This is a genomic window from Staphylococcus epidermidis, assembly GCF_006742205.1.
In the GTDB taxonomy this organism is placed as follows: domain Bacteria; phylum Bacillota; class Bacilli; order Staphylococcales; family Staphylococcaceae; genus Staphylococcus; species Staphylococcus epidermidis.
This window is the reverse complement of sequence record NZ_AP019721.1, coordinates 1,287,020-1,313,290: the sequence shown is the minus strand read 5'-3', so window position 1 is coordinate 1,313,290 and position 26,271 is coordinate 1,287,020. Positions and strand designations below refer to the sequence as shown.

General features: G+C 32.1%; 25 protein-coding genes. 4 read left to right on the top strand and 21 right to left on the bottom strand.

What is annotated here, in order from left to right; all coding sequences use genetic code 11:
- Positions 1–100 precede the first annotated feature (100 nt).
- Positions 101–916: a pyrroline-5-carboxylate reductase gene (gene proC / locus FNL83_RS06555; protein ID WP_001831307.1), complete on the top strand. Its 816-nt coding sequence runs from the start codon at positions 101–103 to the stop codon at positions 914–916.
- A gap of 49 nt (positions 917–965) precedes the next feature.
- On the opposite strand, the gene rnz is transcribed toward proC, so the two are convergent.
- Positions 966–1,886 carry a ribonuclease Z gene (gene rnz / locus FNL83_RS06550; protein ID WP_001831008.1) on the bottom strand — a complete coding sequence of 307 codons (921 nt, stop codon included), beginning with the start codon at positions 1,884–1,886 and terminating at the stop codon, positions 966–968.
- A gap of 423 nt (positions 1,887–2,309) precedes the next feature.
- Here rnz and zwf point away from each other — a divergent pair, with 423 nt between their 5' ends.
- On the top strand, positions 2,310–3,794 hold the full coding sequence (gene zwf, locus FNL83_RS06545; RefSeq protein WP_001831167.1) for a glucose-6-phosphate dehydrogenase: 1,485 nt from the start codon (positions 2,310–2,312) through the stop codon (positions 3,792–3,794).
- Between the two features lie 200 nt (positions 3,795–3,994).
- Entirely contained in the window at positions 3,995–4,876 is an 882-nt protein-coding gene (locus tag FNL83_RS06535; RefSeq protein WP_001831085.1) for an AraC family transcriptional regulator, read from the top strand.
- Between the two features lie 262 nt (positions 4,877–5,138).
- Here FNL83_RS06535 and FNL83_RS06530 read toward each other — a convergent pair whose 3' ends face one another.
- From FNL83_RS06530 to FNL83_RS06520, 3 genes are all read right to left on the bottom strand, one after another.
- The gene (locus FNL83_RS06530; protein WP_002456500.1) at positions 5,139–6,794 is read right to left on the bottom strand and encodes a glycoside hydrolase family 13 protein; all 1,656 of its coding nucleotides are present in this window, start codon (positions 6,792–6,794) and stop codon (positions 5,139–5,141) included.
- A 169-nt stretch (positions 6,795–6,963) separates the two neighbouring features.
- On the bottom strand, positions 6,964–8,370 hold the full coding sequence (gndA, locus tag FNL83_RS06525) for an NADP-dependent phosphogluconate dehydrogenase (protein WP_001831189.1): 1,407 nt from the start codon (positions 8,368–8,370) through the stop codon (positions 6,964–6,966).
- Positions 8,371–8,449: 79 nt separating this feature from the next.
- The gene (locus tag FNL83_RS06520) at positions 8,450–9,574 is read right to left on the bottom strand and encodes a M20/M25/M40 family metallo-hydrolase (RefSeq protein WP_001831086.1); all 1,125 of its coding nucleotides are present in this window, start codon (positions 9,572–9,574) and stop codon (positions 8,450–8,452) included.
- Positions 9,575–9,804: 230 nt separating this feature from the next.
- Between FNL83_RS06520 and prli42 the strand changes: the two genes are divergently transcribed.
- Entirely contained in the window at positions 9,805–9,900 is a 96-nt protein-coding gene (prli42, locus tag FNL83_RS12070; RefSeq protein ID WP_002493579.1) for a stressosome-associated protein Prli42, read from the top strand.
- 51 nt (positions 9,901–9,951) lie between these two features.
- Here the strand turns inward: prli42 and FNL83_RS06515 are convergent, their stop codons facing one another.
- The 17 genes from FNL83_RS06515 to argB form a co-directional block, all read right to left on the bottom strand.
- Positions 9,952–10,929 carry an aromatic acid exporter family protein gene (locus tag FNL83_RS06515; RefSeq protein WP_002456499.1) on the bottom strand — a complete coding sequence of 326 codons (978 nt, stop codon included), beginning with the start codon at positions 10,927–10,929 and terminating at the stop codon, positions 9,952–9,954.
- 12 nt (positions 10,930–10,941) lie between these two features.
- Positions 10,942–11,379 carry a bacilliredoxin BrxB gene (gene brxB / locus FNL83_RS06510; RefSeq protein ID WP_001831204.1) on the bottom strand — a complete coding sequence of 146 codons (438 nt, stop codon included), beginning with the start codon at positions 11,377–11,379 and terminating at the stop codon, positions 10,942–10,944.
- Between the two features lie 204 nt (positions 11,380–11,583).
- On the bottom strand, positions 11,584–12,903 hold the full coding sequence (locus tag FNL83_RS06505) for a dihydrolipoamide acetyltransferase family protein (RefSeq protein ID WP_001831238.1): 1,320 nt from the start codon (positions 12,901–12,903) through the stop codon (positions 11,584–11,586).
- A 12-nt stretch (positions 12,904–12,915) separates the two neighbouring features.
- Positions 12,916–13,899, bottom strand: a complete 984-nt coding sequence (locus FNL83_RS06500) for an alpha-ketoacid dehydrogenase subunit beta (RefSeq protein ID WP_001830933.1) — start codon at positions 13,897–13,899, stop codon at positions 12,916–12,918.
- Positions 13,892–14,890 (bottom strand): thiamine pyrophosphate-dependent dehydrogenase E1 component subunit alpha, encoded by a 999-nt coding sequence (locus tag FNL83_RS06495; RefSeq protein WP_001831036.1) that lies wholly within the window; start codon positions 14,888–14,890, stop codon positions 13,892–13,894. The genes FNL83_RS06500 and FNL83_RS06495 overlap by 8 nt, the downstream gene beginning before the upstream one ends.
- Before the next feature lie 14 nt (positions 14,891–14,904).
- Entirely contained in the window at positions 14,905–16,326 is a 1,422-nt protein-coding gene (lpdA, locus tag FNL83_RS06490; protein WP_001830939.1) for a dihydrolipoyl dehydrogenase, read from the bottom strand.
- A gap of 259 nt (positions 16,327–16,585) precedes the next feature.
- Complete coding sequence (recN, locus tag FNL83_RS06485) at positions 16,586–18,262, bottom strand: DNA repair protein RecN (RefSeq protein ID WP_001830981.1); 1,677 nt, start codon at positions 18,260–18,262, stop codon at positions 16,586–16,588.
- Between the two features lie 15 nt (positions 18,263–18,277).
- Positions 18,278–18,730 (bottom strand): transcriptional regulator AhrC/ArgR, encoded by a 453-nt coding sequence (ahrC, locus tag FNL83_RS06480; RefSeq protein ID WP_002456185.1) that lies wholly within the window; start codon positions 18,728–18,730, stop codon positions 18,278–18,280.
- Between the two features lie 314 nt (positions 18,731–19,044).
- Positions 19,045–19,926 carry a polyprenyl synthetase family protein gene (locus FNL83_RS06475; RefSeq protein WP_002456496.1) on the bottom strand — a complete coding sequence of 294 codons (882 nt, stop codon included), beginning with the start codon at positions 19,924–19,926 and terminating at the stop codon, positions 19,045–19,047.
- Positions 19,904–20,134, bottom strand: coding sequence for an exodeoxyribonuclease VII small subunit (locus FNL83_RS06470; protein WP_001830935.1), 231 nt, complete (start codon positions 20,132–20,134; stop codon positions 19,904–19,906). Before FNL83_RS06470 ends, FNL83_RS06475 begins: the two co-directional genes overlap by 23 nt.
- Entirely contained in the window at positions 20,127–21,464 is a 1,338-nt protein-coding gene (xseA, locus tag FNL83_RS06465; RefSeq protein ID WP_001831186.1) for an exodeoxyribonuclease VII large subunit, read from the bottom strand. Before xseA ends, FNL83_RS06470 begins: the two co-directional genes overlap by 8 nt.
- Positions 21,465–21,478: 14 nt before the next feature.
- A complete protein-coding gene (gene nusB / locus FNL83_RS06460; protein WP_001831090.1) occupies positions 21,479–21,868 on the bottom strand; it encodes a transcription antitermination factor NusB in 390 nt (129 codons plus the stop codon).
- Positions 21,869–21,943: 75 nt separating this feature from the next.
- Positions 21,944–22,306: an Asp23/Gls24 family envelope stress response protein gene (locus FNL83_RS06455; protein WP_002456495.1), complete on the bottom strand. Its 363-nt coding sequence runs from the start codon at positions 22,304–22,306 to the stop codon at positions 21,944–21,946.
- An 11-nt stretch (positions 22,307–22,317) separates the two neighbouring features.
- Positions 22,318–23,676 (bottom strand): acetyl-CoA carboxylase biotin carboxylase subunit, encoded by a 1,359-nt coding sequence (gene accC, locus FNL83_RS06450; protein ID WP_001831301.1) that lies wholly within the window; start codon positions 23,674–23,676, stop codon positions 22,318–22,320.
- Positions 23,676–24,143, bottom strand: a complete 468-nt coding sequence (gene accB, locus FNL83_RS06445) for an acetyl-CoA carboxylase biotin carboxyl carrier protein (protein WP_001831211.1) — start codon at positions 24,141–24,143, stop codon at positions 23,676–23,678. The genes accC and accB overlap by 1 nt, the downstream gene beginning before the upstream one ends.
- Positions 24,144–24,400: 257 nt before the next feature.
- A complete protein-coding gene (locus FNL83_RS06440; protein ID WP_001831058.1) occupies positions 24,401–25,531 on the bottom strand; it encodes an acetylornithine transaminase in 1,131 nt (376 codons plus the stop codon).
- Positions 25,531–26,268, bottom strand: coding sequence for an acetylglutamate kinase (gene argB / locus FNL83_RS06435; protein ID WP_001830946.1), 738 nt, complete (start codon positions 26,266–26,268; stop codon positions 25,531–25,533). Before argB ends, FNL83_RS06440 begins: the two co-directional genes overlap by 1 nt.
- Between the last annotated feature and the right edge of the window lie 3 nt (positions 26,269–26,271).

Genomic DNA, 26,271 nt, shown 5'->3' with positions numbered 1-26,271 from the left:
TTATTTATGTGTAATATTACTTATCTATGATATATGATACTATATATGCATAACTTTAAGTCAATGAATAGAATTCAAAATTGAAGGAGTTGAGTTGAATATGAAACTTGTATTTTATGGTGCTGGTAATATGGCGCAGGCAATTTTTACTGGAATTATTAATTCCAACAATTTAAATGCAAATGATATTTATTTAACTAATAAATCCAATGAACAAGCATTAAAAAGCTTTGCAGAAAAATTAGGGGTTAATTATAGTTATGATGATGAAGCATTACTCAAAGATGCCGATTATGTATTTTTAGGTACAAAGCCCCATGATTTTGAAAATTTAGCTAATCGTATTAGAGAACACATTACTAATGATAATAGGTTTATTTCTATAATGGCAGGTTTATCTATTGATTATATTCGTCAGCAGCTTAATACCAATAATCCATTAGCTCGTATTATGCCAAATACAAATGCTCAAGTTGGACATTCGGTTACTGGAATAAGTTTTTCAAATAATTTTGATCCTAAATCTAAAAATGAAGTGGATGAATTAATCAATGCATTTGGATCAGTTATAGAAGTCTCCGAAGAACATCTACATCAAGTTACTGCAATTACAGGAAGTGGGCCTGCATTTTTATATCATGTATTTGAACAATATGTAAAAGCAGGTACAGAATTAGGTTTAGAACGAAATCAAGTCGAAGAATCTATACGCAATTTAATTATTGGAACAAGTAAAATGATTGAGCGTTCAGACTTAAGTATGTCTCAATTAAGGAAAAATATTACATCTAAAGGTGGTACTACACAAGCTGGACTTGATGCACTATCTCAATATGATATTGTATCGATGTTTGAAGATTGTTTAGGTGCAGCTGTGAATAGAAGTATGGAATTATCACATAAAGAAGATGAATAAATAAAAACGCTTTTCTCCTAAGATAGTATTCTGAGAGAAAAGCGTTTTATTATATTTTGAAAGTATCAAAATCTTTAACGAAATAAAAATGTGGAGAAGTTTGATCAAGGGATAACTCATTGTATATTGATGTAACTTCATCAATGTTATATCTGTTACTGATATGAGTGATAAGACTTTTATTTACATTAGCTTGCTTAATTAGATTAAATACATCGTCTATATGACTATGATGGTAATTATTAGCAAGTTTCTTATCTCCTTCAATGTAAGTTGCTTCATGAATCATTAAATCTGAGTTCTTTGCTAATTCATATTCATTTTCACACGGTTTTGTATCACCAAATATACTGATAATTGGACCAGGTTTAGCTTTACCTTTAAAATCATCCGAATTGTAAATTAATCCTTTATATTCGAACGTTTCTTGTAATTTGACTTCCTGATATTTTGGACCAGGCTCTAGTCCAATACCTCTCAAGGCCTCTACATTGATTGTACCAGGCGTGATTGGGGCTTCAATACGATATCCGAATGAAGGTATGCCATGGTTAAGCATTTCAGCTTGTACAGTAAAACCATTGTGGTGATACGCTAATTGTTGATTGATTTCGATATAGGTAATCGGATAATTCAAATGCGATTCAGAAAGTTGTAAAGATGTTTCTATGTAATTTTGAATACCTTTAGGCCCTATAATAGTAAGGGGTTTATTTTCTCCACCTTGAAACGAACGACTTGTTAAAAGTCCAGGGAGACCAAAAATATGATCACCATGCATGTGTGTTATAAAAATATGATCTATCTTCCCTAACTTAATAGAGTGTCTTAAAATTTGATGTTGTGTTCCCTCGCCCACATCAAATAACCATATCGAATTTGAATATGGTTCTAGATTTAAAGCAATGGATTGTGTGTTTCTCTCTTTCGTCGGTAACCCAGCACTTGTACCGAAAAATGTAACTTCCATGCTTCATCCTCCTCTTCTTAACTCATTTTATCATACGTAAGAATAATTTCTATATCAAGAAATAAAATATAATTATAAACTATTATCGAATAATCATTTTTGATATTATTTTATTAAGCGCAAACTTGTGTCTCATATTTGTTAAAGTTGATTTTTAAGTCATAATGTATTTTTCAATTTATTTTACTTAACTTTAAGCAAATATAATGACCTTAGGTTGTGATTATCATATAATAAATTAATCTAGTATGCTTTGATATGAATTAAAATTGTATTCATATCAAATGAAATCCATAAACATATTTGACTATGCGATTGAGTTACTTTTAATACTACGCAATAAAAGTATCGTAACTAAAATTATGTTTAATCATAAAGAATATCATCTTTTATTATATTTATTTAAGAATTGAGGTTTTAATCTTGAGTACTAAACAAAAACACATTCCCTGTTTGATTACAATATTCGGTGCCACAGGAGATTTGAGTCATAGAAAGCTATTTCCTTCTATATTCCATTTATATCAACAAGACAATTTAGATGAACATATTGCTATTATTGGTATAGGACGTCGCGATTATAATAACGAACAATTTCGCGACCAAGTTAAAGCGTCAATTCAAACTTATGTTAAAGATACAGATAGAATTGATGAGTTTATGACGCATGTTTTTTATCATAAAACTGACGTGAGTGATAAAGAAAGTTATCAGTCATTACTTCAATTTAGTGAGCGACTAGATTCAGAATTTGCTTTAGGTGGGAATCGTCTGTTTTACTTAGCGATGGCACCACAATTTTTTGGAGTGATCTCAGATTACCTTAAATCTTCTGGTCTTACTCAAACTACAGGATTTAAACGCTTAGTTATAGAGAAACCATTTGGCAGTGATCTTAAATCTGCTGAATCATTAAATAATCAAATAAGACGTTCGTTTAAAGAAGAAGAAATTTATCGGATAGATCACTATCTTGGCAAAGATATGGTGCAAAATATAGAAGTTTTGCGATTCGCAAACGCGATGTTTGAACCTTTATGGAATAATAAATACATTTCAAATATTCAAGTTACATCATCAGAAGTATTAGGTGTCGAAGATCGTGGTGGCTACTATGAATCTAGTGGTGCACTTAAAGACATGGTACAAAATCACATGCTACAGATGGTTGCTTTACTTGCAATGGAAGCACCGATAAGTTTGAATAGTGAAGATATACGTGCAGAAAAAGTCAAAGTACTTAAATCTCTTAGACAATTAAAACCAGAAGAAGTTAAAAAGAATTTCGTGCGTGGTCAATATGATCAAGGCAATATAGATGGTAAACAGGTTAAGTCATATCGAGAAGAAGATCGCGTAGCAAAGGATTCGGTTACACCGACATTTGTATCGGGTAAATTAACAATTGATAACTTTAGATGGGCTGGAGTTCCTTTCTACATTAGAACGGGTAAACGTATGAAATCAAAAACGATACAAGTCGTAGTAGAATTTAAAGAAGTACCTATGAATTTATATTATGAAACTGACAATTTACTAGATTCTAATTTGCTAGTCATTAATATTCAACCAAATGAAGGAATTTCATTGCATTTAAATGCTAAAAAGAACATTCAAGGAATTGATACTGAGCCAGTGCAATTATCATACGCAATGAGTGCTCAAGATAAAATGAATACAGTTGATGCATATGAAAACTTATTGTTTGATTGTCTTAAAGGTGATGCGACTAATTTTACACATTGGGAAGAATTAAAATCTACTTGGAAATTTGTAGATGCAATCCAAGATCAATGGACAATGGTTGAACCATGTTTCCCTAACTATGAAGCGGGTACGAATGGACCTCTTGAAAGTGATCTTTTATTAAGTCGTGATGGAAATCATTGGTGGGATGATATCCACTAATATGGATTTTATATAAATATAGATTAGTGTGAATGATGATATCTTAAATTACGCAACGTTTAAAAGAACTTGTAGTGATTTAGGACTTAATCATTCACATTTTTTATATTTTGCAAAAAATTAATCTGGCTTTAAGATGTATAATATTTAAAAATAATGTACAATAAAGATTATGATTGAATTTAATTGGAGTGAAAGTTTTGGACGTTATCAAGCAAATACAACAGGCAATTGTATATATTGAGGATCGTTTGTTAGAGCCTTTTAATTTGCAAGAATTAAGTGATTACGTTGGTCTTTCTCCGTATCATTTGGATCAATCTTTTAAGATGATAGTTGGTCAGTCCCCAGAGGAATATGCGCGTGCACGTAAAATGACAATAGCAGCAAACGATGTAGTTAATGGAGCTAGTCGATTAATGGATGTTGCTAAGAAATATCGTTATGCGAATTCTAATGATTTCGCAAATGATTTTAGCGATTTTCATGGTATCTCACCTATTCAAGCTACAACAAAAAAAGATGAACTAAAAATACAGCAACGACTGTATATAAAATTATCAACGACTGAAAATGCACCCTATACATACAGACTTCAAGAGACTGATGATATTTCTTTAGTTGGCTATTCAAGATTTATTCCTACTGAGCAATTATCAAATCCATTTAATATTCCAGACTTTTTAGAGGATCTATTAGTAGATGGTTATATTAAAGAACTTAAACGTTATAATGATACGAGCCCGTATGAATTATTTGTAGTCAGCTGTCCTCTGGAACAAGGTTTAGAAATATTTGTTGGTGTTCCGAGTGAACGTTACCCTTCACATCTTGAAAGCAGATTTTTACCTGGTCGCCATTATGCATTGTTTAATTTACAAGGTGAAATTGATTATGCTACAAACGAGGCTTGGTATTATATTGAGTCTAGCTTGCAACTTACTTTACCTTATGAGCGAAATAGTTTATATGTTGAGATTTATCCACTTGATATTTCATTTAATGACCCATTCACTAAGATTCAATTATGGTTGCCTATTAAACAAGAAATCTATGATTTAGATGAAGGTTATCAAAATTAAGATGTGACATAGAGTTATGAGATTATCAGTATTATATGAATCGTGTTTCGAATTTCAACTCGATAGATTTGTTGAATTTTAGAATGAAATTCTTCGAGTTGTGTTCACCTAAATTTAGTTGGGACAAACTTAATATAAATGAGTTTTTCAAATTAATTAAGTTATGGACTACCAATACCACCAATGTATAGTGAAACACGCCAGTGACGTATTTAAAATCACTGGCGTGTTTATTTTTAATTTTTGAATTATCGTCATGGTATTATATTTCAACGACGAATGATTCATAAGGTTTAATATGGTCTAAATTTATATCATTTAAGTGATAATTATGCAATTTTATATCTACAGATGAAATATCTAATTCAAAAGGTAGGTTTAGTTCTGATACTTCATTTGTGAGATTGGCTACAATTAATACAGTATTGTTTTTAAATGTGCGTGTATATGCAAAAACCTGCTTATTTTCAGCATCGACCATATTAAACTTACCGTAGGTGTAAATCAAATCAGATTTTTTTAGTTGAATTAACGCTTTATAATAAGAAAGTATCGAAAACTTATCATTTAGTTGTTGTTTAACATTAATTTCTGTATAGTTAGGGTTTACATGAAACCATGGCTTACCAGTAGTGAATCCAGCATTGATAGAATTATTCCATTGCATTGGAGTCCTTGCATTGTCTCGGTTTTCCATTTTATATTTATCTAGTAATTGATTGACATCTCCACCTTCTTTTTTGACTATTTGATATTCAGTTTTCACTGCGACATCGTTGAAACTTTCAATGCTTTCAAATGGATAATTAGTCATACCTATTTCTTGACCTTGGTAAATAAAAGGTGTGCCCTGTTGTAAAAAGTAGGCAGTAGCGTGACTAGTTGCTGATTCATACCAATAATTTTTATCATCACCCCAGGTTGAAACACGACGTGGTTGATCATGGTTTTCGATAAATAAAGCATTCCAACCTACATTTTCTAGTTGCTTTTGCCAACGATTTAAGACTTGTTTATAGGATTTAACATCGAATTTCGTATCGCCAGTACTCCATAAACCAAGATGTTCAAACTGGAATATCATATTAAATTTCCCATTTTCTTCTCCTACCCATTCTTCAGCATCATTAGGAGTAACACCATTAGCCTCGCCTACAGTCATAATGTCATACCGACTTAACGATTTATCTTTCATTTCTTGGAGCCATTCTTGTATTCCTGGCTGATTCATATCTACATCAAATGCTGGAGCAAATTTTTTGCCATCAGGTACAGGTAAATCTCCTGCTTCAAAATTCTTTTTAATATGAGTAATGGCATCAACTCTAAATCCGTCAATACCTTTTTCAAACCACCAATTCATCATTTCAAACACAGCTTGTCTTACATCTGGATTTTCCCAATTTAAATCTGGCTGCTTTTTGCTAAATAAATGGAAATAGTATTGCTTAGTCGATTCGTCAAACTCCCAAGTTGAACCATTAAAGATACTTTCCCAGTTATTAGGTTCAGATCCATCAGGTTTAGGATCTGCCCAAATATACCAATCTCTTTTTGCATTTGTTTTACTAGATTTTGATTCAATAAACCAAGGGTGTTCATCTGATGTGTGATTAACCACTAAGTCTAATATTAATTTCATCCCTCTTTGATGTATGCTTGATAACAATTGATCAAAATCGTTCATTGTACCAAATTCACTCATAATGCCTTTGTAGTCACTAATATCATATCCATTATCATCGTTTGGTGATGGATACATTGGGCTTAACCAAATGACATCTATTCCTAAATTTTCTAGATAATCTAATTTTTCAATTAATCCAGGTAGATCACCTATTCCATCTCCATTACTATCATTAAAACTTCGTGGATATACTTGATATGCAACTGCTTCTTTCCACCAATTTCTTTTCATAATATCTCCTCCTATGTTATTAAAAAACTAAATAATTTATATAAACAAAATTAATAAGTTTAAATAAAAGGACTCATTAATTTTGATAAAAACTATACTAAGAGAAAACGTTTACATTAAAATTTTTATAAAATCTCACCCAATTTAGAGTGAGATTTTATAGCGTAAATTATTCTTCTACCCATTGTGTATGGAAAATACCTTCACGGTCTTTACGTTCATAAGTATGTGCGCCAAAGTAATCACGTTGTGCTTGAATTAAGTTTGCAGGTAAATCCTCTGAGCGATAACTATCATAATAATTTATACTTGCTGAAAAACCAGGTGTTGGCACGCCATTGTACACGCTAGTAGCTACTACTTCACGTAGTGCATCTTGATATTCCATAACAATGTTTTTGAAGTAAGGGTCTAATAATAAGTTTTGTAAGTTTTCATTATTATCGTAGGCATCTTTAATTTTTTGTAGGAATTGTGCACGAATAATACAACCTTCACGCCAAATCATTGCTAATTCGCCTAATTTCAAATTCCACTCATTATCTTCACTGGCTTTTCTCATTTGAGCGAAACCTTGTGCATATGAGCATATTTTACTCATATAAAGTGCCTTACGTATTTTTTCTAAGAATGTTTTTTTATCGCCTTCAAAATGTGCTTTAGGTCCTTTTAAAGATTTAGAAGCAGTAACACGTTCTTCTTTAATTGATGAGATGAATCTCGCAAATACAGATTCTGTAATGATTGTTAAAGGAACACCTAATTCTAGTGCGTTAATTGAAGTCCATTTACCTGTGCCTTTTTGACCTGCAGTATCTAATATTTTTTCTACAAGTGCTTCATTGTCATCATCTAATTTATTGAAAATATCACCTGTAATTTCTATTAAATAACTTTCAAGTTCTCCAGCATTCCATTCTTTAAAAGTTTGAGAAATTTCTTTATGTGACATGACTAATAAATCTTTCATCATTGCATAACTTTCAGCAATTAATTGCATATCTGCATATTCGATACCATTGTGTACCATCTTAACATAATGTCCTGCACCATTAGGGCCAATGTAAGTTACACATGAAGCACCATCTTGTGCCTTAGCAGCAATTGCGTCCAAGATATCGCTGACTTTGTTATAAGCATCTTTTTGACCACCTGGCATTAAAGAAGGGCCCGTGAGTGCGCCGATTTCTCCACCAGAAACTCCCATACCAATAAAGTTAATACTACTTTCAGCTAAAGCTTTATTTCGACGAATCGTATCTTGGTAATTAGTATTACCACCATCAATTAAAATATCATCATCGTCTAATAAAGGTAATAAACCATCTATAGTGGCATCTGTTGCAGGTCCAGCTTTTACCATTAATAAAATCTTACGAGGTTTCTCTAAAGATTCTACAAATTCTTCTAATGAGTATGTTGGGTAAATTTCTCTTCCAGGCGATTCTTTAACCATTTCATCAGTTTTTTGTCTTGATCGGTTATAAACAGAAACACTATAACCACGTGATTCAATATTCCAAGCTAGGTTTTTCCCCATTACTGCTAAACCCACTACTCCAATTTGTTGTGTCATATTACTTACCTCTCTTGTTCAAAAATTTTCAATAATATTGTAACATAAATCGCTAATTAACAATTACGATATGCATGTTTTATTCAGCTACTAGCTCAATAATTTTTATTATTTGTCTTGTGAGCATATACATATCCTTTATTGCTATTCTTTCCGAAGTAGTATGTATGTTTTCATATCCTACTCCTAAAATCACAGAAGGAATGCCATATTGATTCATGATGTTGCCGTCTGAACCACCACCAGCAATACAAGTATCACCTTTTAGACCGAGGGCTAATGCACTAGATATAGCATATTGTGTTACTTTGTCAGCTTCACTAACTTCAAATCCCGGATAACTTTTTTCAACTAACACTTCAGCTTGACCGCCTAATTCATTTGCTGTCGTTTCGAAAGTCTCTTTCATATGTTTCACTTGTTTATTAATGCTTTGATCATCATGTGACCGTGCTTCTGCCTCTAAAGTGACTTCATCAGCTATAATATTAGTGGCACAACCTCCGTGAAATTTACCTATATTGGCTGTTGTTAATGCATCGACTTGTCCCAATTTCATTCGACTGATTGCTTTTGATGCAATATTTATTGCGCTAATACCTTTTTTAGGTGTGCTTGCATGGGCGGTTTTCCCTTTTATAGTTGTATAAATCTTTACTTGAGTTGGAGCACCGATAACAGTAGTTCCAACATCTTTACTTGCATCTACAGCATAGCCGAAATCTGCATCAAGAAGGCGAGTATCTATTGCTTTAGCACCTACTAATCCAGATTCCTCTCCCACGGTAATAATTATTTGAATCTGTCCGTGTGGCAAATTTGATTCCTTAATTTGTTTAATCGCTTCAATTATTGCCGCAAGACCGGCTTTATCGTCCGCCCCGAGTATCGTAGTTCCATCGCTATAAACGTATCCATCTTCTTTTACTACAGGTTGGATGTTTTTTCCTGGAACGACAGTATCCATGTGGCTTGTAAAATAAATTTTCGGCACATTCTGATGACTTATATTACTTTTTAACGTACAAATAAGATTGTTAGCACCTAATCTATTATTTTTTGAAGCTTCATCTTCAATAACATGGAGCCCCATTTTTTCAAACGTATCTTTAAGATAAGGTTGAATTGTTTCTTCGTGCCCTGTTTCCGAATCAATTTGCACTAATTCTAGAAAACAATCTAATAAACGTTTTTGATTAATCATATATGGTACCCCTTTTTTACTTGTATAAATATATTTTAACTGACATTATGAATTGTCAAAACTAATTTAACTACTCACTAATGATTTAATTCTATGACATTTTACAACCTACAAGATAAAGTATATAATTTTATTATTATAAAGTTGATATTTTACGAGTGAATGAATTATAGTTTATAGTGTCAATTACTCAATGGTTATATATGACCTAATGATGCGGAGGATTGAAATTGAATAATAAAGTGTTACGTGTCATTATTGTTGTTATGTTAATTGCAGTAGTACTAGCATTGCTATTAACTAGCATAGCACCATTAATGAACTAATAAAAAACCGTTACATGGCGTTAATTAATATTTCGTCACGTAACGGCTTTTTTATATTTCACTATGCAATTTTAAAGAACCAAATTGAGATTTAATATTTAAGTATTCTTCTAGTTCATTTAGAATTTGAATAATATGTGCTCGGGAATTTAAAGTCTTATGAGTAGTCGGTAATGGTAAATCATCGAGAGATAAACGTATTTCATAAAGTGAATGTAGTCTTAGAGCCGTATAATCATTGCTATTTACGTTACTTCCAATTTCATACATTAATTGTGAAATCTTTTCGAGTATAGGATCATCTGTATTTATTCTTTCTAATAACGATGTCATACGTTTTAATAATTCAACTTGTTCTTCTCTCATATCAAAATAATGATAAAATGAATTTTCGTTTCGTACAAAGTGATTTTTAACATCTCTAAAAGCAAGTGATTTTGCTTTTTTAATATTTAAAAGTAATGAATCAAATTTAATATTTAAATGATCATTATGCATTGAGCAGGCTTGACTAAAAATATTAAATATTTCAGTTATTTGATTTTCTATATCCTGCTTAAAATGATTCAATTTCTTATCTAAACTAGGCATCATTAAGTTCATTAGAAATGCTATACCTAAGCCCACTATTAATAGCATTATTTCATTTAAAATAAGGTGCCCATTAATAGCTTTGGCGTTAAAGACATGTAATAATATGACACAACTAGTGATAACACCTTCTTGCACATTTAGAACAACTGTCAAAGGAATAAACAACAAAACAATTAAACCTAAAACAAATGCATGTTGTCCTAAAAGACTAAAAATTGCTGAACCTAAAAATAATATGAGTAAACATGAAACTAGTCGAGATAAAATTGCTTGTACTGAATGCATCTTAGTGTGCTTTATGCACAATACAACTAAAATAGCACTGGATGCATAATTATCTAAGCTTAGAAGTTTACATATGATTACTCCTAAAGTCATTCCCACAGCAGTTTTGACAGTTCTAAATCCTATTTTATAGGGATTTAACTTAAGCATGGAACTAACCTTTTATCTTTCTTCACAATATTTATCAAACAATGCTTGCAACTGATTGATTACGTCCATTACATCATGACCTTCAATCTGATGTCGTTCAATCATCTCGGTGATTTTACCATCTTTAATCAAAGCAAAAGATGGACTTGAGGGTGCATATCCTTCAAAATATTCTCTAGCTTGTTGTGTTGCCTCTTTATCTTGTCCTGCAAATACTGTAACTAATCGTTGAGGTAATTTATCATAATGTAATGCATGTGCCGCTGCAGGACGTGCAATCCCACCTGCGCATCCGCATACGGAATTTACCATGACTAAAGATGTCCCCTTTTGTTGTAAAACTTGATCAACATCCTCAGCAGAAGTTAATTGTTGATAACCAGCATGCTCAATTTCGTTTCGTGCTTGTTCAACAACATCATTCATATATAAATCAAAGTTTAAATCCATGATTTGTCACCTTCCATAATAAGTTAATTTTACTTATTTTATTCTACTAATTAACAACACATTGTTCAACAGGATTAATTTATGATGATTGAAAAATTCTAGTTGAAATTTAAAACGAATACTGAAGAACGCTTTAAGAAGAAATTATCCTCCTTAAAGCGTTCAACTTTAATATGAAGTTTAATTGGTAATCATTGTTTGTAATTAATAAATAGAAGTGTTTTCAATAGAATATTGTTCTATTTTTTTCTTAACAAGATTCATAAATTTTCCCGTTTGAACACCATCGAGAATACGATGATCGATTGAAATACACAAATTAACCATATTTCTAATTGCAATCATATCATCTATAACTACAGGTTTCTTAACGACTGATTCTACTTGTAAAATGGCAGCTTGTGGATGATTAATGATTCCCATTGAAGAAACAGAACCAAAAGAACCAGTATTATTAACCGTAAATGTACCGTTTTGCATATCACTTTGTGCTAATTTTCCTAATCTTGCTTTAGTAGCTAAATCATTGATTTCACGCGCGATACCTTTAATTGATTTTTCATCTGCATTTTTAATGACTGGCACATACAACTTATCATCGTCTGCAACAGCAATAGAGATATTAATATCTTTGTGGATAACAATTTCATCTCCTTGCCATGTACTATTGAGTAATGGATTTACTTTTAAAGCCTCTGCAACAGCTTTTACAAAAAACGCAAAGAAAGTTAAATTGTAACCCTCATTCTGTTTAAATTGAGCTTTATGATAGTTTCTAGTCTGAACCAAATTCGTTGCATCAGCTTCAACCATCATCCAACCGTGTGGTATTTCGCTGACACTAGTAACCATATTTTGTGCGATAGCTTTTCTAATACCTTTAACTGGTACGACACGTTCATTTGATAATGGTGAGTGTTCGTTTTTAGTTGAGGATTGATGTAAAAAGTCACCATGGTTCGTTGAATGATCTTTTTTATCTGTTTGTTTAAATTCTTTCTCTTTTTCTTGATCGTTTGGATTGTTAATAATATTTTGAATATCTTTCTTAGTAACACGACCTTCAAAACCAGTTCCTTTGACTTGTGTTAAATCAATATCATGTTCAGAAGCTAATTTAAAGACAACTGGTGAAAATCGTCCATTGTTATTTGCGCGACTAGAGGCTGTATGCACCTCACTTTCATGAGTTTTAGGATTATTTTCGAATTGTGACACGTTTATATTTGATTGAGAATGCTGATTTTGTTCTTCCTTAAACTCATTTGCCGATTCTGTTTGATTTTGACCATTTTCCGAATCGATTTTACAAATCACCGTGTTAATATTGACAGTTTGTCCTTCTTCAACCACTAATTCTGTTATTGTTCCAGAAATTGTTGAAGGCACTTCAGCTGTTACTTTATCTGTAATAACTTCACATAATGGTTCATACTCATCTACATGATCTCCTACTGATACTAACCATTGTTCAATCGTACCTTCATGCACACTTTCACCAAGCTTAGGCATTTTTATATCCAATTGACACCCTCCTTAAAATTGTGCGAGTTCACGCATTTTGTCCTGTATCTTTTCTGGGTTCATCATAATTTCATTTTCTAATGTTGGTGAAAATGGCATAGATGGGACATCCGGTGCAGCTAATCGCATGATTGGCGCATCTAAATCGAACAGACAGTTTTCAGCTATAATTGCAGATACTTCAGACATAATGCTTCCCTCTAGATTATCTTCAGTAACAAGAAGAACTTTACCAGTACGTTGAGAGCGTTCAATGATAGTTGCTTTATCTAGTGGATAAACTGTTCTTAAGTCGACTACTTCAACATCGATGCCGTCATTTGCCAAAATATCTGCAGCTTGTAAACAGTAATTCACCATCAATCCGTAACAAAATACAGTGATGTCCTCGCCTGGCCTTTTAACATCTGCTTTACCTAGAGGTACAGTATAATATGTTTCGGGAACTTCCTCTTTTAGAAAACGATATGCTTTTTTATGTTCAAAGTATAAGACTGGATCGTTAGACTCTATAGAGGACAATAGAAGACCTTTAGCATCATAAGGTGATGAAGGAATAACAATAGTTAATCCAGGAGTTGAAGCAAAAATGCTTTCAACACTTTGTGAATGATATAATCCACCATGAACTCCACCACCAAAAGGTGCTCTGATAGTCAGTGGGCAATTCCAGTCATTATTTGAACGGTATCTCATTTTAGCTGCTTCACTTATAATTTGATTTGTAGCAGGCAAAATGAAATCTGCAAATTGTATTTCGGCAATAGGTCTCTTACCTAGCATTGCTGCACCAATAGCAGTACCAATAATATTCGATTCCGCAAGAGGTGTATCAATTACACGTTCATCACCATACTTACTTTGTAATCCTTTGGTTGTGCCGAAAACGCCACCCTTTTTTCCTACATCTTCGCCAAGTATAAATGCATTACTAAAATGATTTAGTGCTAAGTCTTGTGCATTTTGTATAGCTTCTAAGTATGATAATTTAGTCATTTCGTTGACCTCCCTCTTCATAAACATATGTCAAAGCTTCTTCTTCTGAAGGATATGGTGCTGCTTCAGCAGATTTAGTAGCTTCATTAATGAGTTCTTTATGCTCTTTTTCCAATTGACTCAACCAATTTTCGTTTATGATGCCTTGATCGAGTAAGGCCGTTTTAAATTTTATATTACAATCCTCTTGTTTCAATAGGTCTCTTTCTTCTTTTGTACGATATGTATCATCATCATCAGATGAATGTGGTGTCATACGTGAAGTGACAGCTTCTATCAATGTTGGACCTTCACCTGCTAGCGCTCGTTCTCTTGCTTCTTTCATCGCTTTGTATACTGCAATTGGGTCATTTCCATCTACCTGTATTCCATGCATACCGTAACCTAATGCACGATCTGATAACTTTTCAGCAGCATATTGTAGTGAATCTGGTACAGATATCGCATATTTATTGTTAATTATTACACAGACGAAAGGTAATTTGTGAACTGCAGCAAAGTTCATACCTTCGTGAAAGTCACCTTGATTTGAACTGCCTTCTCCAACTGTTGCGGTAGCAATATTTGGCTTGTTATCCATTTTAAGTGCTAATGCAGCACCGACAGAATGTGGTATTTGAGTGGCTACTGGAGAACTTTGAGATAAAATGCCTTTTTCTTTGTGACTAAAATGAGAAGGCATTTGTTTACCTCCTGAGTTAATGTCATCACGTTTTCCAAAAGCTGATAACATAGTATCCAATGGAGAAATTCCCATATAAGTGACAAATGCTAAATCACGATAATAAGGTGATGAGATATCACCTTTTTGCATTGCATATGCCATACCAATTTGAGTTGCTTCCTGCCCTTGACCACTGACAACAAATGGAATTTTACCTGCACGATTGAGTAACCATAGCCTTTCGTCTGTTTTTCTTCCTAAGTCCATCCATTTATATATTTTTTTGAGGTCTTCTTCTGTAAGGCCTGCTGACTTGTAATCTATCATTTTTTTACCTCCAACTATACATGAATTGCTTGACCATTAGCTTTTAAACCTAATTCCATGACTACCTCGGATAATGAAGGATGTGCATGTGTTGTTAAACCAAGTTCTAAAGATGAGCCATTCATAAATTGTAACAATGAAATTTCATTTATTAATTCTGTAACATGTGGCCCTATCATATTAAGACCTATGATTTCATCGTCATCTTTGTTAACTACCATCTCGCAAAATCCTTTTGATTGGGTTACATCCTCAATTATTGCCTTTCCTATAGCTTTAAAAGGAACTTTGATACTTTTTGCTTTGATGCCTGCTTTTTTTGCTTGTTCTAAATTTTTACCAATTGAAGCAATTTCTGGGTTTGTATAAACACATTTTGGTATCAGGTCATAATTGATAGGTATAGGAGAACAATCAAACATATGTTCAACTGCAACTATAGCTTCTTTTGAACCGACGTGTGCCAATTGTAATTGCCCTATACAATCTCCTGCTGCGTATATATGTTTATCTTCAGTTTGCTGATAACCATTTGTTATAATATGACCAGCATCAGAAGTCTTAATTTGAGTGTTATTTAAACCAATATCATTTGTATTAGGCTTTCTACCAATTGCAACAAGTACTTTATCGAATTGGACGGGCTCATCTGAAATATTAATAGTTACACCCTTATCAGTTTGGTTAAAATGATCTTTGGTCAATTGAATATTTTCGTAGAATGTAACGCCTCGATTAGTTAATTCTTCTTTTAGCAATGACGCAACTTGTGTGCTCTCGGTAGGAAGAACTCTGTCATTCGCTTCGATTACTACTACATCAGCACCTAAATCATTCATCAGAGATGCAAATTCTAAACCAATAACACCTCCACCTATGATTGCTAATCTTTGTGGTAGTGTATTTAACCTTAGGATATCATCACTCGATAGTATTTGTTTATGGTCAAATTTAATGAACGGAAGAGACTGTGGTGATGACCCAGTAGCTATAAGCACATTTTTATTAGGGAGTATATCTGATTCGCCGTCTTCATATTCCACAGAAATTGTACCGCTTTGAGGAGAAAATATAGATGTTCCCATAATTCGTCCAATACCGTTATAAATATCTATATGATGATGTTTCATCAGTTGATTGACGCCTTCATGCAATTGCTTAACAATAGCATCTTTACGTTCTAAAATTTTAGGGAAATTAATTTTAAAATGATTGACATCAATTCCAAATGTATGCGCGTTTTTAATAGTATGATTGACTTCAGCCGATTTTAAAAGTGCTTTAGTAGGTATACATCCTTTATGTAAACACGTACCACCTAAGAGTGATTTTTCTACTATCGCTACTTTTTTTCCTAATTGAGAAGCTCTGATGGCGGCTACATATCCTGCCGTACCACCACCTAACACGACTAAATCGTATTGTTTTTCTGACATGGTCTAACTCCTTAAATTTATAGAAGACTAAAAATACAAATATAAATTCTGTATTTTAGTCCTCTAATGGTTTATTTAATGTTCACGCTTTTCATTAGATAAAAAGAATAAACAAGAAATGGAAATAGTTGTACCAACATTATTGATATTTCTAATTACAATCTTGTTTTCTTCAATTTAAAATAATACTTAACTATTTTACATCATTTGTAAATTTAATCAAAACCAAAATCATTATGTTTGAATTTGGTAATCATAATTAAATATTGTGATTTTGCTTAATCATTTCTTTTGCATTTTCTCTCGTGAGCTCAGTCACACTTGCTCCTGAAATCATACGTGCTATTTCATCTATTTTGTTTTCATCTTTCAATTCTTTGACTTGAGTTGTAGTTCTATCGGCATTGGATGCCTTGCTTATTAGAAGATGATGGTCACTCATTGAAGCTACCTGAGGTAAGTGTGAAATACAAATAACTTGTATATATTGAGCAATATCTCGCATTTTTTCAGCCATTTTTTGTGCTGCTTGACCAGATACACCCGAGTCAACTTCATCAAAAAGAATCGCGGTTTGGCCGCGTGATTTAACAAATATACTTTTTAGAGCAAGCATAATTCTTGAAAGTTCACCACCTGAAGCGATTTTATTAAGACTTTTAAGTGGTTCACCACGATTTGGACTAATTAAAAATTCCACAAATTCAATACCTTCAATTGTAGGTTCATCTAATGGTTTAAACGAAATTTCAAGGTTAGCATCTTTCATTTGTAAATTTTGTATTTCAGAAACAATATGGTCCCTTAACTCTCTCGCTACACGCCTACGTTCTTGAGAAAGTTTTTTTCCTATATCTATCACTTCGTTATAAAGCGTTTTAATTTCTTCCCTTAATTGTGATGTACTTTGTTCATAGTTTTCTATTTTATCAATTTCATTTGCAAGTTTACTCTGATAAGCAATAAGTTCAGTAATATCCTTACCATATTTACGTTTTAAATTATTAAGTAAATTCATTCTGGATTCATACTCATTTAAAACTTGCTCATCGAATTCAGTGTTAGCCATTTCGTCGTAAATTTCATGCTTTGCATCTTCTAGCATATAGTAAAATTGATCAATGTCCTCTTTTAATCTTACGAATTTTTCTGGAACGATATCATTAATCGTTTGCAAGTAGTTGCTTAATTCGTACAACCTATCGGGTATTGCACTTTCATCAGTTAGAACTTGATGTGCATTGTTTAAAGCTAGATTTAATTTTTCGGAGTTTTGAATTCTTTTAATATCGGATTCAAGTTGGTCCACTTCGCCTTCTTTCAGTGAAGCTTCGGTTAGTTCCTCTAATTGAAATTTCATTAAGTCTAATCGTTGTAATAAAGCCTGGTCCGCGGATTCTAATTCCTCTAATTCTTTACGTTTATTTTTATATTGGTTATAAGAAAGTTGATATTGATTAAGTAAATCTGAATACTGATTGTCTGCATAATCATCTAATAGTTGAAGATGATATTTTTGCTTAAGTAAAGATTGCGTTTCATGTTGACCATGAATATCAAGCAGTTCTTGCATCACTTTTCTTAAGTCCTGTAGAGTGACAGTTTGGTTATTAATACGACAAATACTCTTACCAGAACTGAAAATTTCTCTTTTAACTAATAAAAAATCTTCATCAACATCTATAGCTAATGATTCTAGTATATTAATTGCGTCTTTACTCTCGTCTATATCAAAGATACCTTCGATAATTGCTTTCTTTTCACCATGTCTGACGTAATCAGAAGAAGCTCTCATACCGATTAACTGTCCAATGGCATCAATAATGATAGATTTTCCTGAGCCAGTTTCACCACTCATAACTGTTAGACCGTCAGAAAAGTTTATATCAAGTTCGTCAATAATGGCAAATTGTTTTATTGATAAGGTTTGTAACATAAATTCATCGCATCCTTATAATAAATTGAAAATTCGAGTTTTGATTTCTTCACTCGCTTCTTCGTCTCGACAAATAAGTAAGCATGTATCATCACCACAAATTGTACCAAGTACCTCATCCCAATCAATTTGATCAAGTATAGCACCAATGGATTGAGCATTACCAGGAAGCGTTTTAAGAACTAGTAGATTACCAGTACCCTCAATGTTTACAAATGAATCCATTAAATATCTACCCAACTTCTCTAATGGATGATATCTACGATCATTTGGTAAACTATAAACATATTGCCCTGTAGGTGCAGGAACTTTAATTAATTGCAATTCTTTAATATCTCGTGAAACAGTAGCTTGTGTAACATTTAAATCATACTCATTCAAACGTTTAACTAGTTCATCTTGTGTTTCTATTTGTTCATTTGAAATTATCTCTCTTATTTTTATATGTCTCACTGACTTTTTTGGCACAATTAACACCTCAAATTACGAATATTTATACATTGATTTTAACACATGGAGTTCTGAACTACTACTAAACACTATTTTGAAATTGTAAAGTTAAAATATCTAACGAGCACTATATCAGTATTTATTACAAAATCATTTTCCTAATTAATAATACTAAAATAAGTGTTTAGAAATAAAAATGTGAATAATTCTTGTATATAAATTGAAGAATTAAAAAAGATTGCCTCATAGATAAGCTATGAAGACAACCTATAGATATAAATGCGTTATAACGTTAAAATAGACATTCTAAATATAGTATATTTTTTTATAAATTAATGGTCTCTGTTATAGAATAAATCTACAATATCACTTAATTCAGAAGTATCATATTGATCAGAAATTTGATTTAAGCAGTTCATAGCAAGATATTGATGATTGTTTAACTTTTCTTCTGCTCCTTCTTTTCCAAGTAAAGAAACATAAGTACTTTTATGATTTACTATATCACTGCCTACTTTTTTGCCAAGTTTTGATTCATCACCATACACATCCAGTAAATCATCTTTAATTTGAAACATCATTCCTAAATGATGACTAAATTCATCTAAATTCTTAGCAATATTTTGTTCTACTTGAGCAATGTCTACCGCAGCCATAACTGAAAAATTTAGTAAAGCGCCTGTCTTAGTTTCATGAATTGATTCTAAAGTTTCTAAACGAATTGACTTCCCTTCACTTTCCATATCAAGCGCTTGGCCACCCACCATTCCCAAATGTCCACTTGCTTTTGAAAGTCTTTTTATAATACTTACTTTCACACTATCTTCAATGGTAGTATCATTAGAAACTAATTCAAAAGCTTTTGTTAATAATGCATCACCAGCAAGAATGGCTTTCCATTCACCATAAACTTTATGATTTGTTAATTTTCCTCTACGGTAATCGTCATTATCCATTGCTGGTAAATCATCATGAATTAAAGAATAAGTATGAATCATTTCCAATGCTAAAGCACTATTTAGTCCTTGTTGATAATCTTTGTTAAGCATTTTTAGTGTTAATAATAATATGACTGGTCTGATTCTTTTACCACCAGCATTTAATGAATATTTCATACTTTCTTCTAAATTAGTTTTTAATGGTGATGATTGTATTGACTTATTCAGTGATGTATTAATTATATTTATTAATTTATTCATCTGTAGTTTCTTCATTTCCTTTATCACCAACTTCTTCTTGCATTAATTCATTCACTTTTTTCTCTGCTTCTTTTAAAGTTGAATCACAATTAGCAGATAGTTTCATACCACGTTGGTATAAATCGAGGGATTCTTCTAAAGAAACTGCTTCATTATCCAATTTTTGAACGATATTTTCAAGTTCTTTCATCATTTCTTCGAAACTTTGCTTTTCTTTACTCATCATTACACCTTACTTTCTTAACCGTTGCATCGACACTTCCGTCTTTCATTGTTAAAGATATTTGGTCGTTTTCATTCAATTTATGTGTGCTTGTAACCACTTCATTGTCTTTATTGACAATTGCGTACCCTCTAAGCATCGTATTGGTGGGGCTTAAATTATTAAGACTTTCTAATTTGTTTTTTAGCACTGTTTTTAAATTAGTAATGTTATTGGACATTATTTTGGACAATCTAGAATGCAATTGATAAATAGATTGCTTTTCCTGAGTAATCTGCTGATTTAAATTTTTAAAATTAAAACTTTGTTGAAGTAACTTGAGGTGATGTTTTGACTTTTCAACTTTAGTATTTAATAGATGATTTAATTGTCTTTCTAATTCATCTCGTTTTTGAATTTGTTGATCGTACAATAAACTCGGTTGCTTAAATTTGTAATATGATGATATGTGATTAAGTTGTTTCTTCTGATGTTCGATATATTGTTTTATATATCTTGATAATGTATATTCATACTGTTTAATTTGTTGTAATAACTCATATTGATCAGGTGTTGCTATAACAGCAGCTTGAGTAGGTGTCGCAGCTCTAACATCTGCTACAAAATCGCTCAATGTAAAATCAGTCTCATGACCTACAGCTGATATAATAGGTGTTTGACAATTAAAGATGGTTTTAACAACATCTTCTTCATTAAAGTTCCACAAATCTTCAATTGAACCACCACCACGTCCAACTATTATTGTATCAACATCTAATGAATCAGCATATTGAATCTTTTCTATTATATCTTGTCTAGCTTGCGTGCCTTGAACAAGGGTACTGATTTGAATTTGTTCGACCAAAGGGTAGCGATTGTTAATCGTACTATGTATGTCTCTAATGGCTGCACCTGTGCTCGCTGTTAAAACCGCTATTTTCTTTGGATACTTTGGTATGAGTTTTTTGTTACTTTGATCAAAATAGCCTTCTTTTTTCAATTTCTTTTTTAGTAGTTCAAGCTTTTGGTATAAATTACCAATACCATCGAGTTGCATCTTATTAACATATATTTGATAATTTCCTCGTCTTTCATAAACAGAAACGCGAGCTTCAATTAAAACCTCATCACCTTCTTTAGGCTCAAAGCCTAACTTAGAAGCATTTCCTTTAAACATCATTCCACTGATGACACTTTCTTTGTCCTTGACATTAAAATATAAATGTCCGCTTGAATGCTTTTTAAAGTTAGATAATTCTCCTTTAATAAGAACTGACTGTAGATGAGGATCTTGGTCAAATTTATATTTTATATATTTAGTTAGTGCAGAAACACTTAAATATTCAGTCATAGTTATCACTCATTTTAATCATTTATATTACTTAAAACACCATTAACAAATTTATAATGATCATCATCACTAAACTGTTTTGTGAGTTCTACAGCTTCATTAACAACTACTTTTTTAGGTGTGTCGCTGTGCAATATTTCAAAAGTTGCCATTCTTAAAATAATACGATCTGATTTCAGTAAACGATCGATAGACCAGTCTTTTAAATGGGGTTTAATTGTTTCGTCTAAAACGATTTGATGATCTTTGACTCCAGTAACTAACCAGTATATAAAATCAAAGTCTAAATCAGAATGATCATCTTTAATAAATTCAATTGCTTCTTGAATTGTTAAATCTGTCTCTTTTATTTCAAGTTGAAATAAAGTTTGAAAAGCTTGTACTCTTGCATCTTTACGACTCATATTTTACTCCTTCAAATGTATTTATAAAATTATAGGTACAACTTTCTAGTAAAGTGCACCTATAATTTAAATTATTTATTTTTCTGCGACGATACTTCTGATGTGAATATTAATTTGCTGTGGTTCAATAGCTGTCATTGTCGTAATTGAATTGAAAATTGCTTCTTGAATTTGATTTGCAGTTTTAGAAATATTTACGCCATGTTTTAAAGAACAAAATACATCAATGTATATTCCGTCTTCTTTAGCTTCGATTTTTAAATCTCTGTTTAAATTTTTTCGACTAATCTTCTCTAGATTTGTTTTTTTTAGTTCAGCAAAATGGCCTGTAATACCTTCTACTTCTGATGTCGCAATGGATGCGATAACAGATAATACTTCTGGTGCTATTTCAATTTTTCCTAAATTAGATTGAGAATAATCTGCTACATTGACCATTCTTTATCCTCCTATTGGTTATTATCGTCTATAATATTATACTTTTCTAGGAATTTTGTATTAAATTCCCCACTTCTAAAAATATGATTATTTAGAAGTCTTAAGTGGAATGGAATCGTAGTGTCGATACCTAAAACAAGATATTCACTTAAAGCACGAATGCCTGTCATAATTGATTCTTCACGTGTAGGTTCGTGAACTATAAGTTTTGCCACCATGGAGTCATAGTAAGGTGGTATCGTATAATTAGTATAACATGCTGATTCAATTCTCACTCCAAAACCGCCTGGAGCAAGATATTGGGTAATCTTGCCTGGTGATGGCATAAAGTTTTTGTAAGGATTTTCAGCATTGATTCGAAATTCAATAGCGTGACCGTTAATGGAAATATCTTCTTGTTTAAAAGGTAACGCCTCACCCATAGCAACTTTGAGTTGTAATTTTACTAAATCTACTCCTGTTACCATTTCAGTTACTGGGTGTTCAACTTGAATACGTGTATTCATTTCCATGAAATAAAATTGGTTATCATCTAAATCATATATAAATTCAATTGTACCTGCGTTTTCATAATTTACAGCTTTTGCGGCTCTAATTGCAGCATTACCCATTTCTTGGCGTTTATCTTCACTTAAAACTGGTGAGGGTGCTTCTTCAACGAGCTTTTGCATTCTTCTTTGAATTGTACAATCACGTTCACCTAAATGTATAACGTTTCCATAAGTATCGCCAATAATTTGAATCTCTATATGTCTAAAGTTTTCTATAAATTTTTCTAAGTATAAACCACCATTTCCGAACGCGGTTTCAGCTTCTTGTTGTGTCATACGGTAACCAGTTTCAAGTTCTTTCTCATCACGAGCAACCCGAATACCTTTTCCACCACCACCTGCTGTGGCTTTGATGATAACTGGATAGCCGATTTTTTTAGCTATTTTTTTAGCGTCATCTATACTTTGAATAAGTCCTTCACTTCCTGGTACTACAGGTACATTGGCTTTAATCATTTCAGCTTTAGCAATATCTTTTATTCCCATTTTCTGAATTGATTGATAGCTTGGCCCAATAAATTTTAATTGGCATGCTTCACACAATTCAGCAAAATCACCATTTTCAGCCAAAAAGCCGTATCCAGGATGAACACCATCACATCCTGTAGAAGTAGCGATAGATAAAATATTTGGTATATTTAAATAAGAATCTTTTGATAAAGTAGGACCGACGCAGTATGCTTCATCAGCAATTTGAGTATGTAATGCATCTTTGTCACCTTCTGAGTATATAGCTACTGTTTGAATACCTAAATCGTGTGCCGCTCTTATTATTCTTACTGCGATTTCACCACGATTAGCGATTAAAATCTTTTTCATTATTTCACCTTAAATAACGGCTGGCCATACTCTACCATTTGTCCGTCTTCTACTAAAATTTCTATGATTTCACCTGTTGTTTCGGCTTGAATCTCATTAAATAATTTCATAGCTTCTAATATACAAACAGTACTTTCATTCGTAACTTTATCTCCAACTTGAACGTATGCTTCTTCATCTGGTGAAGGTGATTTATAAAATGTACCAACCATTGGTGCATTAATGGTATTGTATTCATTATCACTACTTTGTTCATCTTTAGAGCTATGTGATGGCTTTTGTTGTGTTTCATTATGCGTATGATTTATCGGTTGAGTTGGTTGTTGAGTAACTTGCGGTGTAACTATTTCAGTCTCTTTTTCTTTTTTTAAATTAACTACGCTACCTTTATTATCTTCAATATTTATTTCAGTTAAACTAGATTGATCAAGAATTTCGATTAATTCTTTTATTTCTTTAAAGTTCATTTCTTACTGACTCCTTAGGTTTGTTTTCATCTACCCATCTATTTTACTTGAGTAAAAGATTCAATTCAAGCATGTTCATTAAACATCAAAACGTCGGTATTTATTTAAATATTTTAGAGATTGACTAAAAGCATAAAAAAGACACTCGTTTCGTTTTATTTTTTGTATTTTAACGAAACGGTGTTTTAAAAGTTACTTTGCTGAATTGTACACTCTGTATATCAACTCGATATTTTAGATAAGTTACCATTTATAAATCAAATGATTTCAGTTAATATTTCTATACCTTTTTCTAATTGTTTTTTAGTGATGGTCAATGGCGGTAATAACCTAATCACATTTTTACCAGCTGTTAAAATGATTAACCCCATACGTTTAGCTTCTCGCACTACTTGACTAGGATCATTAGTGACCTCTATTCCTACCATTAAACCTACACCACGTACTTCAATTACATTTCTTTTATTTACTAAACTTTTTCTTAAGTTTTCAATAAGAAATTGCCCCTTTGATTGAACATCATTCAGCAAATCAGCATCATTAATGATAGAAAGCGTTTGGTTTGCAGCAGCCAATGATAATCTATTTCCACCGAATGTTGTACCATGAGAACCGTAGCCAAATGCATGACCTAAATTTTTTTTGCCTAACATTGCTCCAATAGGAAGGCCATTACCTAATCCTTTAGCTAATGTGATGATATCTGGAGACAATTGATAATGTTCATGAGCATATAACTTACCGGTTCTACCTATGCCCGTTTGAACCTCGTCTACAATTATAAGGATATCTTTTTGTTTACAATACTCATTTAATTGCTTCATAAATAAAGAATCAGCAGGTAGTACTCCTGATTCACCTTGAATTATTTCTATAATTACAGCAGCAGTATTATTTGAAGTTAATGATTTAAATGAATTAAAATCATTAAAAATAGCAAATTTGAATCCAGGAACAACCGGACCAAATTGATCTGTAATTTTCTTCTGTCCTGTTGCAGACATTGCGCCGTACGTTCTGCCGTGAAAAGACTTTTTAAAAGCAATAATTTCCGACTTACCAGTAGCTTTACGTGCGAGTTTGATAGCTGCCTCATTCGCTTCTGTTCCGCTATTACAAAAGAAAGCTAAATAATCTCGTTGACCAATTAATTTTTGAGCCACTTCCTCTTGGATACTACTTAGGTATAAATTGGGTGAATGCCATATTAAATTCAGTTGATTATAAACTGCTTGGTAAATTTCCATATTAAAACCCAGATTTGTCACACCTATACCTGACGAAAAATCTAGGTAGACATTATTATCTTTATCAATTAATTCATTTTGATTAGCATCAACAAACTCTATATTGTCACGCTTGTAATTATTAAAAAGATAACTCATCATTAATCACCCCTTATGATTGTTCCTTTTTGTAAATTATTTGCAATTAAAATCGATTCAACACCAGATTCTAATGTTTGGATTGCACTCTCAATTTTAGGTATCATTCCGCCTGTAATTATTTTATTTTCAATTTTTGTTTTTGCTTCATTAATTGTAAGAGTAGCAAGCGTTTTATCTTTTTCAATTACACCAGGGACATCAGTCATATATACTAATTTTTCGACTTTTAGTTTCTTAGCAATTGCGGTGGCGAGATGATCAGCATTAACATTAAGATACTCCCCTTGCTCATTTACACCCAAACTAGTGATAATTGGTATTATGTCGCGTGATAACATTTTTTCTAATAGCATCGTGTTGATTTCTTTAACTTTACCAACGTAACCATAGATATTTTTATTTAAAAATTCGGCGCTTACAAGTTCTTTTATCTTTTCTTTAAATTGAAAAAATTCTAAATTAGATTCTTTAAGTCTTTCTAAAAGTTGATGGCCAACTATGTTAATTAAAGCATCATATATGATAGGTAAATCATTTTTAGCAGTTACTCTCATGCCATCAATTTTAATAGTTGAATGATTGTTTTTAGTTAATAAATTACTGATGACTTGGCCGCCACCGTGAACAATAATTATTTTTTTGTTTTCAAGGTGCCAAGCATTAATTTGTTGTATAAATGCGTCGTTTAAATTTTCTATAGCTATACCACCGAGCTTAATTACGATGATGTTTTTCATATG